General features: G+C 75.7%; 14 protein-coding genes. All 14 read left to right on the plus strand.

Annotated elements, in window-relative coordinates:
* Nucleotides 1–57: 57 nt before the first annotated feature.
* The 14 genes from ffh (at nucleotide 58) to dprA (ending at nucleotide 12,755) form a co-directional block, all read left to right on the plus strand.
* The gene (ffh, locus tag LG379_RS08035) at nucleotides 58–1,668 is read left to right on the plus strand and encodes a signal recognition particle protein (RefSeq protein ID WP_225754063.1); all 1,611 of its coding nucleotides are present in this window, start codon (nucleotides 58–60) and stop codon (nucleotides 1,666–1,668) included.
* A complete protein-coding gene (locus tag LG379_RS08040; protein WP_225754064.1) occupies nucleotides 1,665–2,822 on the plus strand; it encodes an amidohydrolase family protein in 1,158 nt (385 codons plus the stop codon). Before ffh ends, LG379_RS08040 begins: the two co-directional genes overlap by 4 nt.
* A 58-nt stretch (nucleotides 2,823–2,880) precedes the next feature.
* Nucleotides 2,881–4,314: an MFS transporter gene (locus LG379_RS08045; protein ID WP_225754065.1), complete on the plus strand. Its 1,434-nt coding sequence runs from the start codon at nucleotides 2,881–2,883 to the stop codon at nucleotides 4,312–4,314.
* A 235-nt stretch (nucleotides 4,315–4,549) separates the two neighbouring features.
* On the plus strand, nucleotides 4,550–5,005 hold the full coding sequence (gene rpsP / locus LG379_RS08050; protein WP_225754897.1) for a 30S ribosomal protein S16: 456 nt from the start codon (nucleotides 4,550–4,552) through the stop codon (nucleotides 5,003–5,005).
* On the plus strand, nucleotides 5,005–5,244 hold the full coding sequence (locus tag LG379_RS08055) for an RNA-binding protein (RefSeq protein WP_225754066.1): 240 nt from the start codon (nucleotides 5,005–5,007) through the stop codon (nucleotides 5,242–5,244). Before rpsP ends, LG379_RS08055 begins: the two co-directional genes overlap by 1 nt.
* Before the next feature lie 130 nt (nucleotides 5,245–5,374).
* Nucleotides 5,375–5,932: a ribosome maturation factor RimM gene (gene rimM / locus LG379_RS08060; RefSeq protein WP_225754067.1), complete on the plus strand. Its 558-nt coding sequence runs from the start codon at nucleotides 5,375–5,377 to the stop codon at nucleotides 5,930–5,932.
* A gap of 1 nt (nucleotide 5,933) precedes the next feature.
* Nucleotides 5,934–6,800, plus strand: coding sequence for a tRNA (guanosine(37)-N1)-methyltransferase TrmD (gene trmD / locus LG379_RS08065; protein ID WP_225754068.1), 867 nt, complete (start codon nucleotides 5,934–5,936; stop codon nucleotides 6,798–6,800).
* Between the two features lie 169 nt (nucleotides 6,801–6,969).
* Nucleotides 6,970–7,329, plus strand: coding sequence for a 50S ribosomal protein L19 (gene rplS, locus LG379_RS08070; RefSeq protein ID WP_225754069.1), 360 nt, complete (start codon nucleotides 6,970–6,972; stop codon nucleotides 7,327–7,329).
* Between the two features lie 143 nt (nucleotides 7,330–7,472).
* On the plus strand, nucleotides 7,473–8,207 hold the full coding sequence (gene lepB, locus LG379_RS08075; protein WP_225754070.1) for a signal peptidase I: 735 nt from the start codon (nucleotides 7,473–7,475) through the stop codon (nucleotides 8,205–8,207).
* Nucleotides 8,204–9,076, plus strand: coding sequence for a ribonuclease HII (locus tag LG379_RS08080; RefSeq protein ID WP_370634472.1), 873 nt, complete (start codon nucleotides 8,204–8,206; stop codon nucleotides 9,074–9,076). The genes lepB and LG379_RS08080 overlap by 4 nt, the downstream gene beginning before the upstream one ends.
* Nucleotides 9,073–9,396 carry a DUF2469 domain-containing protein gene (locus LG379_RS08085; protein WP_225754071.1) on the plus strand — a complete coding sequence of 108 codons (324 nt, stop codon included), beginning with the start codon at nucleotides 9,073–9,075 and terminating at the stop codon, nucleotides 9,394–9,396. Before LG379_RS08080 ends, LG379_RS08085 begins: the two co-directional genes overlap by 4 nt.
* Nucleotides 9,397–9,574: 178 nt before the next feature.
* Complete coding sequence (locus tag LG379_RS08090) at nucleotides 9,575–9,931, plus strand: YraN family protein (protein WP_225754072.1); 357 nt, start codon at nucleotides 9,575–9,577, stop codon at nucleotides 9,929–9,931.
* Nucleotides 9,928–11,460 carry a YifB family Mg chelatase-like AAA ATPase gene (locus LG379_RS08095; RefSeq protein ID WP_225754073.1) on the plus strand — a complete coding sequence of 511 codons (1,533 nt, stop codon included), beginning with the start codon at nucleotides 9,928–9,930 and terminating at the stop codon, nucleotides 11,458–11,460. Before LG379_RS08090 ends, LG379_RS08095 begins: the two co-directional genes overlap by 4 nt.
* On the plus strand, nucleotides 11,457–12,755 hold the full coding sequence (dprA, locus tag LG379_RS08100) for a DNA-processing protein DprA (RefSeq protein WP_225754074.1): 1,299 nt from the start codon (nucleotides 11,457–11,459) through the stop codon (nucleotides 12,753–12,755). Before LG379_RS08095 ends, dprA begins: the two co-directional genes overlap by 4 nt.
* The last annotated feature ends 24 nt before the right edge of the window (nucleotides 12,756–12,779 follow it).

The following is a 12,779-nucleotide window of genomic DNA, read 5'->3' on the forward strand; positions in this document are numbered from 1 at the left end:
CCGCGAGGCACGCGGGTACCCTGAAGGCTCCCGTGCCCGTACCACCGGTGAGGTCCTGTGTTCGCCACGCTGTCCGACCGCCTGACGTCGACGTTCAAGAACCTGCGCACCAAGGGCCGGCTCTCCGAGGCGGACATCGACGCGACCGTGCGCGAGATCCGCCGCGCCCTGCTGGACGCCGACGTCGCCGTCTCCGTCGTGCGCGAGTTCACCGGCAAGGTCCGCGAGCGTGCGCTCTCGGCCGAGGTGTCCGGCGCGCTCAACCCGGCCCAGCAGGTCGTGAAGATCGTCAACGACGAGCTCGTCTCCGTGCTCGGCGGCGAGCAGCGACCGCTGCGCTTCGCCAAGACGCCGCCGACGGTCATCCTCCTCGCCGGCCTCCAGGGTGCGGGCAAGACGACCCTGGCCGGGAAGCTGGCCCTGCACCTGCGGGAGAAGGGTCACACGCCGCTCCTGGTCGCGGCCGACCTCCAGCGCCCGAACGCCGTGACGCAGCTCCAGGTCGTGGGGCAGCGCGCCGGGGTGCCGGTCTTCGCCCCGCACCCGGGCACCCAGGAGGGCAGCGACGGCTCCCTCTCCGCGCCGGCCGGCGACCCGGTCGCGGTCGCGCGGGACGGCCTGGCCACCGCCCGCAGCCGCCAGCACGACGTCCTCATCGTCGACACCGCCGGCCGGCTCGGTGTCGACGCCGAGATGATGCAGCAGGCCGCCGACATCCGGGACGCGGTGGGCCCGGACGAGACGCTCTTCGTCATCGACGCGATGATCGGCCAGGACGCCGTCGCGACCGCCCAGGCCTTCGCCGAGGGCGTCGGGTTCACCGGCGTCGTGCTGTCCAAGCTCGACGGCGACGCCCGCGGTGGCGCGGCGCTGTCCGTGGCGTCCGTCACCGGCCGGCCGATCATGTTCGCCTCCACGGGCGAGAAGCTCACCGACTTCGAGGTCTTCCACCCCGACCGCATGGCGGGCCGGATCCTCGACATGGGTGACGTGCTGTCGCTCATCGAGCAGGCCGAGAAGGCGTTCGACGCCGAGCAGGCCGAGGCGATGGCGGGCAAGCTCGCCAGCGGCGAGGACTTCACGCTCGAGGACTTCCTCGTCCAGATGCAGGGCCTGCGCCAGATGGGCTCGATGAAGAAGATGCTCGGGATGCTGCCGGGCATGGGCGAGATGCGCGAGGTCATCGAGAACTTCGACGAGCGCGAGGTCGACCGCATCGAGGCGATCGTCCGGTCGATGACCCCCGCGGAGCGGCAGAACCCGAAGATCATCAACGGCTCGCGCCGCAGCCGCATCGCGCGCGGGTCCGGCAGCACGACCGCGGACGTCAACCAGCTGCTCGAACGGTTCGCCTCCGCGCAGGTGATGATGAAGCAGATGGCCAAGGGCGCCGGTCTGCCCGGGATGGGTGGCATGGGCCGCCTGCCGGGCATGGGCGGCAAGAAGTCCCGCGGCAAGATGGCGCCGCAGGCGCGCAAGGCGAAGGCCAAGTCGGGCAACCCGGCCAAGCGGGCGCAGCAGGAGCGGGAGGCCGCCGAGCGCGCCGCGGGCAAGCGCCCGGCCGGGGCGCCGGGGTCGGCGTTCGGTCTCGGCCGCCCCGCGGAGCCGTCCGCGGACCCGTCGTCGCTGGACCTGCCCCCGGGTCTGGAGAAGTTCCTCGGCCGATGAGCCACGAGGCTGTCGCCGCCCGCGGGCAGGCCGGACCGGGTCGTCGTGACGCCGCCCCGGTGCTGCACGTGCGCGGCCGGGTCCTGCTCGGCGACGACGGCGAGACGGACGCGCTGTGGGTCGTCGGGGGGCGGGTCACGTTCACGCCGCCGCGGGGCCGCCGGTCCGCCGACGTCGTCACGCTCGACGGGTGGGCGCTGCCCGGGCTCGTGGACCTGCACTGCCACATCGGCCTGGGCCCCGACGGCCCGGTCGACCGGGCCACGGCGCACGCGCAGGCACGGACCGACCGGGACGCCGGGACCCTGCTCGTGCGGGACGCCGGGTCGCCGAGCGACACGCGGTGGATCGACGAGCACGCCGACCTGCCCCGCGTCATCCGCGCCGGCCGCCACCTCGCCCGCCCGAGGCGGTACCTGCGCGGGTACGGCCGGGAGCTCGGGGCCGTGGGGGAGCTGCCCGCCGCCGTCGCGGAGGAGGCGCGCCGCGGTGACGGCTGGGTGAAGGTCGTCGCCGACTGGATCGACCGGGACCTGGGTACGGACGCGGACCTCACGCCGCTCTGGCCCGACGACGTCCTCGCGGCCGCGGTGGCGGTGGCGCACGACGCCGGCGCCCGGGTCACCGCCCACACGTTCGCCACCGAGGCGCTGCCGGGCCTGCTCGCGGCGGGGGTCGACTGCCTGGAGCACGGCACCGGGCTCACGCGGGAGATGGTGGACGAGGTCGCGCGGCGCGGCGTGCCGGTCGTGCCGACCCTCGTCCAGGTCGCCAACTTCGCCGGGTTCGCGGAGCTGGCCGGTGACCGCTTCCCGCGGTACGCGGAGCGCATGCGCCGGATGCACGAGCGGCGCTACGAGCACGTCCGGGAGATGCACGAGGCAGGGGTCCGGCTGCTCCTCGGCTCGGACGCCGGCGGGACGATCGCCCACGGGCGGCTGCCGGACGAGGCCGCCGAGGTCGCCCGTGCGGGCGTCCCGGCCGCGGACGTCGTCGCCGCCGCGAGCTGGCGGGCCCGGGAGTTCCTCGGCGTGCCGGGCCTGCAGGAGGGCGCCCCCGCCGACCTCGTCGTGTACCCGGCGGACCCGCGCGAGGACGTCCGGGTGCTGGCGGCGCCGGACGCCGTCGTCCTGCGCGGCCGCGTCGTCGCCTGACACGCCCGTCGGGCACCTGCCGCAGGCGGCCGCGCCCGGACGGCGACAGACTGATCGCGTGACCGATGCCCAGCCCACGCCGTCCGCGCCGCCGGCCGTTGCTCCCTCGCTGGAGGGCCGCCTCGACCGGCTGCCGTTCACCCGCCGTCACGGGCGGCTCGTCCTGGGCTCGGGGGTCGGCTGGGCGCTGGACGCGATGGACGTCGGGCTCGTCGCCTTCGTCATCGCCGCGCTGCGCGTGCAGTGGGACCTGGACGCGACGCAGATGTCGTGGATCGCCGCGACCGGCTTCATGGGGATGGCCGTCGGGGCGAGCCTCGGCGGACTGCTGGCGGACCGCTTCGGACGGCGCCAGGTGTTCGCGGCCACGCTGCTCGTGTACGGGCTCGCCACCGGGGCCTCGGCCCTCGCGACGACGGTCGCGGCGCTCATGGCGCTGCGGTTCGTCGTCGGACTGGGCCTCGGTGCGGAGCTGCCGGTCGCCTCGACGCTGGTCAGCGAGCTGGCGCCGGCCCGGATCCGGGGGCGCGTCGTCGTCGTCCTCGAGGCGTTCTGGGCGGTCGGCTGGATCCTCGCGGCGGTCATCGGCTACCTGGTCGTGCCGGCGAGCGACGACGGCTGGCGCTGGGCGCTCTTCATCGGGGCCGCGCCCGCGCTGTACGCGATCGTCGTCCGCCGGGGGTTGCCGGAGTCCGTGCGGTTCCTCCTCGCGACCGGTCGCCACGCGGAGGCGGAGCGCGTCGTGCGCGGCTTCGAGGAGTCGGCGCCCCTGCGGGGAGGGACGGCGACGCCCGCCTCGCCGGCCCCCGTGGGGACCGGGCCCGACGCGGGCGCGTCGACCGCGGCGGTGACCTCCTCCGCCGCCACGCCGGACGACGTCGGCACCGGGAGGGGGACCGGTGGGCCGCGGGCGCTGTGGGCCCGCCCCCTGCGCCGTCGCACCGCCGCGGCATGGACGGTGTGGTTCTTCGTCAACCTGTCGTACTACGGCGCCTTCGTGTGGCTGCCGTCCCTGCTCGTCTCGGCGGGGTACACGCTCGTGCAGTCGTTCGGGTACACGCTGGTCATCACGCTCGCGCAGCTGCCCGGCTACGCGGCTGCGGCCGTGCTCGTCGAGGTCTGGGGGCGCCGACCGACCCTCGCGACGTTCCTCCTGGGCTCCGCCGTGTCGGCGGCGCTGTTCGGTGCCGCGTCGGGCACGACGCAGGTCCTCGTGGCGGGGATGCTGCTCTCCTTCTTCAACCTCGGCGCCTGGGGTGCCCTGTACGCCGTGACCCCGGAGATCTACCCCACCGCGCTGCGGGCGACAGGTGCCGGGTGGGCGGCCGGCTTCGGGCGCATCGCGTCGATCATCGCCCCGCTGTCCGTACCGCCCCTCCTCGTCTCGGGCGGGCCGGGGCTCGTCTTCGGCGTGTTCTCCGGCGCGTTCGTGCTCGCCGCGGCCGCTTCGCTGGCCCTGCCCGAGCTCCGCGGGCGGTCGCTCGCGCCCTGAGCCCGTGGCCGACGGGGTCGCTGCGCCTCGAGGTCCGGGCGGCACGCGCGGCCGGTGCAGCGGCCGGTGGACGGCGGTGCGCCGCCGTCCCCGGCGTCTGGCAGAATGACCCGCTGTACTCGGCCCGGCCGGCCCCTCTACCCGGCCGGGATCCGCGTCCCTGGTCTCCGCTCCCGCCTACCCCACGGGCCGGTGCGCGGTGACCACCCCAGCCGAACCAGGAGAGACCACCACAGTGGCCGTCAAGATCCGTCTGAAGCGCCTCGGCAAGATCCGGGCGCCGTACTACCGCATCGTCGTGGCCGACTCGCGTACCAAGCGTGACGGCCGCGTCATCGAGGAGATCGGCAAGTACCACCCGACCGAGGAGCCCTCGCTCATCGAGGTGCAGTCCGAGCGGGCGCAGCACTGGCTGAGCGTCGGTGCGCAGCCGACCGAGCAGGTGCTCGCGATCCTCAAGGTCACGGGTGACTGGCAGAAGTTCAAGGGCCTCCCGGGCGCCGAGGGCACCCTCCGGGTCAAGGACCGCTCCGGTGACGACGGCGCCGCCGCCGCGGCCGTCAAGGCCGCTGCCGACGCGGCCGAGAAGGCCAAGGCCAAGGCCTCCGAGAAGAAGGCCGCCGCTCCGGAGGCGCCCGCCGCCGAGGCGTCGGAGCAGGAGCAGGCCGACACCGCGGAGGAGCAGGCCTGATGCTCGCCGACGCCCTGGAGCACCTCGTGCGGGGGATCGTCGACCACCCGGACGACGTCCGGGTGAACGCACGGTCGCTGCGTCGCGGGGAGCTCCTCGAGGTGAGGGTGCACCCCTCGGACCTCGGACGGGTGATCGGCCGCAACGGCCGGACGGCGCGCGCCCTGCGCACCGTCGTCGGCGCTCTCGCGCCGCAGGGGTCGGTCCGGGTCGACGTCGTGGACGTCGACCGGCGCTGACCGGCACGACATCGCGGCGCAGGCCCGGTCCCCGCGGGGGCCGGGCCTGCGCCGTCCCGGGCAGGACGCCGGCGATGCCTCACGGGCAGGCCGTCGACGGACCGGCCGTACGGACACGGAACGGAGCACGATGCAGCTGACCGTCGCGACCCTCGGGCGACCCCACGGACTGCGGGGCGAGCTCGCGCTCGACGTGCGCACCGACCGACCGGAGGACCGGTTCGCCGTCGGCGCCGTCCTGCAGACGGTCCCGGCTGCCGTCGGGCCGCTGACGGTGCGCGCGACGCGGGTGCTCAACGGCCGGTGGTACGCCAGCTTCGCGGAGATCGGCGACCGCACCCGCGCGGAGGAGGTCCGGGGCGTCGAGCTCGTCGTCGAGGCCGAGGTCTCCGACGAGGAGGACGCCTGGTACCCGCACGAGCTCGTCGGCCTGCGGGCCGAGCGCCCTGACGGCGAGCTCGTCGGCGAGGTCGTGGGGCTGGAGCACCTGCCCGCCCAGGACGCGCTCCTGATCCGCGAGCCCGACGGGGCGCGGACGCTCGTCCCGTTCGTCCGCGCGATCGTCCCCGTCGTGGACGTGCCCGGCGGCCGCGTCGTCGTCGACGCGCCGCAGGGGCTGCTGGCCGCGGACGCGCCCGCCGACGAGGAGGACGACGCCGACGACGGCGCCGCCCGCCCCAAGGCCTGACGTGCGCATCGACGTCGTCACCATCTTCCCGGAGTACCTCGCGCCCCTGGACCTGTCCCTCGTGGGCAAGGCTCGTCGCGCGGGTCTCCTCGACCTGCGCGTGCACGACCTGCGCGGATGGACGACGGACCGGCACCGCACCGTCGACGACACGCCGATCGGCGGCGGCGCCGGCATGGTGATGCGTCCGGACGTCTGGGGCGACGCCCTCGACGAGCTCCTCGGCGAGGACAGCGCCGTGGAGCTCCTCGTCCCGACGCCGTCGGGCCGGCCGTTCACGCAGCGTGTCGCGGAGCGGCTCGCGACGGCTCCGCGCCTGGTCCTCGCCTGCGGGCGCTACGAGGGGATCGACGCGCGCGTCGCGGAGCACTACCGCGGCCGCGGCGTCGCGGTCACCGAGGTGTCCCTCGGGGACTACGTGCTCAACGGCGGGGAGGTCGCCGCGCTCGTCGTGGTGGAGGCGGTCGCCCGACTGCTGCCCGGCGTGGTCGGCAACCCGGAGTCCCTCGTGGAGGAGTCGCACGGGGCGGCCGGGCTCCTGGAGTACCCCGTCTACACGCGGCCGCCGCAGTGGCGCGGGCACGACGTGCCGGACGTGCTGCTCAGCGGCCACCACGCCCGGATCGCGCGGTGGCGACGCGACCGAGCCCTCGAGCGCACCGCTGCGCGGCGCCCGGACCTCCTGCGGCGGCTGGCGGTCGACGGGCTGGACGCCGACGACCGCCGGGTTCTGGCGGGCCTCGGCTGGTCGGTCGGCGTCGAGGGACCCGTCCCGGCGGCGGGTGCCGCGAGGGACGACGACGGCGCACCGCCGGGCGGCTCCCGGCGCGAGGACCCCGCGCACGGGGAGGACACGGCGTCCGGCTGACGCGGTCCGTGTGGCAGAATGGCCGGTCGGTGTGCGTCGGCCGCGTCTCTGCCACAGGGGAGACGACCACGGCCCGGCCCCCGGGCCGGCACACGACCCGATCCGACGAGGCAGCGCCGCTGCCCGTGACGACGTGCCTGACCTGTGGCAGGGCGGAGGAGTGACCACCATGCACATTCTCGACTCGGTCGACGCAGCATCGCTGCGGTCCGACATCCCGGCGTTCCGCCCGGGCGACACCGTCAAGGTCAACGTCAAGGTCGTCGAGGGCACCCGCTCCCGCATCCAGGCGTTCCAGGGCGTCGTGATCCGCCGCCAGGGCGGCGGTGTCCGGGAGACCTTCACGGTCCGCAAGATCAGCTTCGGCGTCGGCGTCGAGCGCACGTTCCCGGTGCACTCCCCGAGCGTGGAGTCGATCGAGGTCGTCACCCGTGGTGACGTGCGGCGCGCGAAGCTGTACTACCTGCGCGCGCTCCGCGGCAAGAAGGCCAAGATCAAGGAGAAGCGCGAGACCCCGGCTCCCAAGTGACGCCGGACGACCTCGCGACGGGCGGTCACTCCTCGGAGTGGCCGCCCGTCGGCGTCGGACCCACCGCCGACGGCGACACGACGACGCCGCGCGCCGCGTCCGTGGAGCCTGACGGGCCGGGCCGGCATGGCACAGTGGGCCCCGTGACGTCCCGCCACTCCCGCCACGCCACCGGAGCGACGGACGACCCGACGGCGGCGGAGCACCGCGGCGGCTTCGGCGCCTGGCTGCGCGAGACGGTGATCATCGTGGTCAGCGCACTCGTGCTCTCGCTGGTTATCAAGACGTATCTCGTCCAGGCGTTCTACATCCCGAGCAGCTCGATGGAGCAGACGCTGCTGGTGGGCGACCGGGTCCTGGTCTCCAAGCTCGCCCCGGGCCCCCTCGAGCTGAGCCGGGGCGACGTCGTCGTCTTCAAGGACCCCGGCGGCTGGCTGCCCGAGATGCCGACGGCGCCGCAGCCGGTGTGGCGGCAGCGGCTCACCGACGTCCTCACCTACGTCGGTCTCCTGCCGCAGGACTCGGGGGAGCACCTCATCAAGCGGGTGGTGGGTCTGCCGGGCGACGAGGTGGCGTGCTGCGACGACGACGGCCGCGTCACCGTCAACGGCGCGCCGATCGAGGAGACGTACCTCGCCGACGGCGCGCGGCCGAGCGAGGTGGAGTTCACCACGACCGTGCCGGCGGGGAGCCTGTGGGTCATGGGCGACAACCGGCAGAACTCCCAGGACTCCCGGTACAAGCAGGGGTCTCCCGGAGGTGGCAGCATCCCGGTCGACAACGTCGTCGGTACGGCGTTCGTCACCGTCTGGCCCGTCGACCGGTGGCAGCTCCTGCGCAACCCGGGAGCCGTCTTCGAGGAGGTCCCGCAACCGTGACCGTGCGCTCGGGCCCACGCCCCGACCTGCGGATGGAACGCGCCCTGCTGCGCAGCGGTGCGCGGGTCGTCGTCGGCATGGACGAGGTGGGACGGGGGGCCCTCGCCGGTCCGGTGACCGTCGGTGCCGTCGCCGTGGACCTCACCACGCGCACGTGCCCGCAGGGCGTGGCGGACTCCAAGCTCCTCACCGCTGCCTCCCGGGAGCGCCTGCTCCCCGCGCTGGGACGCTGGGGCCTGGCACGCGGCGTCGGCCACGCGGGGCCGGACGAGATCGACCGGCTGGGGATCATCGCGGCCCTCCGGCTCGCCGGTCGTCGTGCGGTCGCTGCGCTGGGCGTCGAGGTCGACCTCGTCCTGCTGGACGGCTCCCACGACTGGCTGACCACGCCGGCGGAGCTCGACCTCTTCGGCGAGGACTCGCCCGCGGCGGCCGTGGACCCGTGGTCGCGCATCGCGGTGCGTACGCGCGTCAAGGCGGACCAGCGGTGCGCCTCCGTCGCCGCCGCGAGCATCCTGGCCAAGTGCCGACGGGACGCCCTCATGACGGCCCACGCGCACGACCACCCGGCGTACGGCTGGGCGGAGAACAAGGGGTACGGCGCGCCGGAGCACGTCGAGGCGCTGCGTCGGCTCGGCCCGTCCCCCCTGCACCGGACGAGCTGGCGGCTCCCGACCGCGGACGACGTCGAGGACGGCGTCGTGGAGGAGCTCGCGGACGTCGTGGACGCACTGGTGGACGTCGCGGGTCACGTCGAGGACGACGTCGTCGGGACCGAGACGGGTGGCAGGGACGGCACGGACGGCCGCGCCGGCTCGGGCGTCCCGGACGCCGACGAGCGGCGCGGATGGGCGATGATGGACGCGTGAGCGCCGAGGACCTGGAGAACTACGAGACGGACATGGAGCTCGCCCTCTACCGCGAGTACCGGGACGTCGTGAACCTCTTCTCGTACGTCGTGGAGACCGAGCGCCGGTTCTACCTGGCCAACCAGGTCGACCTGCAGGTGCGGTCGGCGGCGGGCGAGGTGTACTTCGAGCTGACCCTCGCCGACGCCTGGGTGTGGGACGTCTACCGCAGTGCCCGCTTCGTGAAGTCCGTGCGCGTCGTGACGTTCAAGGACGTCAACGTCGAGGAGCTGGCGAAGGCGGACCTCGACGTGCCGGACGGCGGCGGCTTCCGGCGCTGAGGTCGACGGGGCGGCGCGCGACCGAGGTCGACCGCGCTCGCCGCCGAGGTGGGCCGTGCGGTGTGCGCCGCCCGCACGTCCTCCCCAGGTCGTCCTCGGGCGCCGTCGTCCCCAGCAGGGTCGGTCCGCCCGTGCCGCCTCCGCGCCGCCCGCCGAGGCTCGGCGCGGAGGTGGTCGCGTGCGCGCCAAGGACGCAGTGGGCAGGTACGGGGAGCAGGTGGCGGTCACGCACCTGCTCGCCGCCGGCTGGGAGGTGCTCGACCGGAACTGGCGCGGCCGCTGCGGTGAGCTCGACGTCGTCGCCCTCGAGGGCGACGAGCTCGTCGTCGTCGAGGTGAAGACGCGCAGCGGTGACGGGTTCGGGCACCCCGCCGAGGCGGTGACGGCCGTGAAGCTGGCCCGCCTGCGTCGCCTGGCGGGGGAGTGGCTGCACGAGCACGACCTGCGGCCGGCGAGCGTGCGGATCGACGTCGTCGCCGTCCGGACGTCGCGCCGCGGAGCGGCGACCGTCGAGCACCTGCGGGGCGTGCTGTGACGGGGCTGGGCCGGACGACCGCCGTCGCGCTCGTAGGCCTCACCGGGCACGTCGTGGAGGTCGAGGCGCACCTCGCCGCCTCCGTCCCGGGGTTCACGCTCGTCGGGCTGCCGGACGCCTCCCTCGCGGAGTCCCGTGACCGTGTGCGGGCCGCCGTGGCGTCGTCCGGCGTCGCGTGGCCGCAGCGGCGCATCACCGTGAACCTCTCCCCGGCCGCGCTGCCCAAGGCGGGTGCCGCGTTCGACCTCGCGGTCGCCGTGGCGACGCTGGCGGGCGCCGGGGTGTGCGACGCCGGCCGCGTCGCCGCGTCGACGCACCTCGGCGAGCTGGGGCTCGACGGGCGGCTGCGGCCGGTCCGCGGGGTGCTGCCCGCCGTCGCGGCCTCCGTCGCCGCCGGGCGGCCCGACGTCGTCGTGCCGTTCGGCAACCTCGAGGAGGCGCGACTCGTCCCCGGCGCTGACGTCGTCGGCGCGGTGACGCTGCGCGACGTGCTCCGTCGGCACGGTGCCGACCTCGCACCGGACGACGACGTCGTCCCGGTCCCCGCCGAGCACGTCGGTCCGCCGCGGGCCGGGTGTGCCGACCTGTCCGACGTCGTCGGGCAGGAGGACGCCCGGTGGGCCCTGGAGGTCGCCGCGGCGGGCGGTCACCACCTGCTGATGGTCGGTCCGCCGGGAACCGGCAAGACCATGCTGGCGTCACGGCTGCCGGGCATCCTGCCCGACCTGGCGGAGAGCGAGGCCGTCGAGGTGACGGCCGTGCACTCGGTGTCCGGGACCTTCCGGCCGACGGACGGCCTGGTGCGCCGGCCGCCGTTCGAGGACCCGCACCACACGGCGACCCCGGCTGCCGTCGTCGGAGGGGGCAGCGGCCTGCCGAGGCCGGGGGCCGCGTCGCGGGCCCACCGCGGGGTCCTCTTCCTCGACGAGGCACCGGAGTTCTCCCCACGGGTCCTCCAGACCCTCCGTCAGCCGCTCGAGCAGGGCGAGCTGGTCATCCACCGTGCTGCGGGATCCGCCCGGTTCCCCGCCCGCTTCCAGCTCGTCCTCGCCGCGAACCCGTGCCCGTGCGGCCGGGCGACGGGGAAGGGCGCCGACTGCTCCTGCACGTCGCTGGAGCGCCGCCGCTACTTCTCCCGGCTGTCCGGTCCGCTCCTGGACCGGGTGGACGTCCAGGTCGAGGTCCTGCCGGTCACGCGGGTGCACCGGGCCTCCGCGGGCACCGGGGAGAGCACCGCCGCTGTCGCCGACCGCGTGCGCACGGCGCGGGAGCGCGCGCGTCGTCGGCTGACGGCCACGCCGTGGCGGAGCAACGCGGAGGTCCCGGGCTCGTGGCTGCGGCGACAGACCGGCGTGCCGGTGGGGGCCTTGGACCAGGCGCTCGGCCGCGGGGCACTGAGCCTGCGGGGTGTCGACCGGGTGCTCCGCGTCGCCTGGACGCTCGCCGACCTCGCCGGGCGTGACGCCCCCGGCCACGAGGAGGTCGGCCAGGCGCTGCTGCTGCGCACGCGTGGGCAGGTGGGGGCGTGAGGGCCACGGCGGGCGAGGACGTGCTCCTCGCGCGCGCGTCGTGGAGCCGGCTGGTCGAGCCGGGGGACGCCGTCGCCGGCGCCGTGGTCGCCGCGATGGGACCGGTCGAGGCGTGGCGGTTCGTCGTCGAGTCGACCCGCCTGGGCCGTCCCGGCGAGCTCGGGCGCCAGGCGGGGCAGGTGCTGCCCGGATCGGCGCGTGCGGCGCAGCGGCTCACGGCTGCCCTCGAGCGCTGGACCCCCCGGCTGGCGGCCGTGGACGCGTCGCGGGAGCTGGACCGGCACCGCGCGGCCGGCGGCGAGCTGCTGGTGCCCGAGGACCCACGCTGGCCCAGCGGCGTGGCGGACCTGGGGACGGAGGCGCCGCACGCCCTGTGGGTGACCGGCGACGCCACCGCGCCCGCTGCCGCGGCGTCGGGCGCGGCCGTCATCGGGGCCCGCGCCTGCACGCACTACGGCGAGCACGTGACGGCTGACCTGGCGGCCGGCGTCGCAGCCGCCGGACGCGTCGTCGTCTCGGGCGGGGCGTACGGCATCGACGCGGCGGCGCACCGTGCCGCCCTCGCGACCGGTGGCGTCACCGTGGCGGTCCTGGCCGGCGGGGTGGACCGCCTCTACCCGGCAGGGAACGCCCGGCTGCTGCTGGCGGTGCGGGACTCGGGCGGTGCGCTCGTCAGCGAGGTGCCGCCGGGCAGCGTGCCGAGCAGGCAACGGTTCCTCCAGCGGAACCGGCTCATCGCCGCCCTGACCGGCGCGACCGTCGTCGTCGAGGCAGCCTGGAGATCGGGGGCGCTCAGCACCGCGGCACGGGCCGCCGCCCTGCTGCGTCCGGTGGGTGCGGTGCCCGGCCCGGTGACCTCCGCGGCGTCGGCAGGCTGCCACCGCCTGCTGCGCGACGGCGCGGCCGTGTGCGTCACCGACGCCGCGGAGGTCCTCGAGCTCCTGCGCGGGAGCGAGCCTGCGCTCGGGGACCACCCCGTCGGTCACGTCCACGAGACCGACGGGCTGGACCGGGTCGGGCGCCAGGTGTACGACGCGCTGCCGGTCCGGGCGTGGGCGTCCGTGGACTCGGTGACCCGGGTCGCGGGGGTCTCCGCGGCCGAGGCGCGCGGCGCGCTGGGCGTCCTGGAGCTCGCGGGCCTGGCCCGGCGTGACGCGGACCGGTGGCGGCGGGCGGGTCCCCGTGCTGACGGTCCCCCGGCGGGCACCGGCCGCGTCGCTGCGGGGCAGCCCGGTGGCAGTGAGGGGGTGCGGCGCGGCCGTCAGGTCGGGTCCGATCCCGACGACGCCGGGTGAAGTCGGCGTGTCCCGCCTTGTGGC

The organism is Actinotalea sp. Marseille-Q4924, from assembly GCF_916618755.1.
Classification (GTDB): domain Bacteria; phylum Actinomycetota; class Actinomycetes; order Actinomycetales; family Cellulomonadaceae; genus Actinotalea.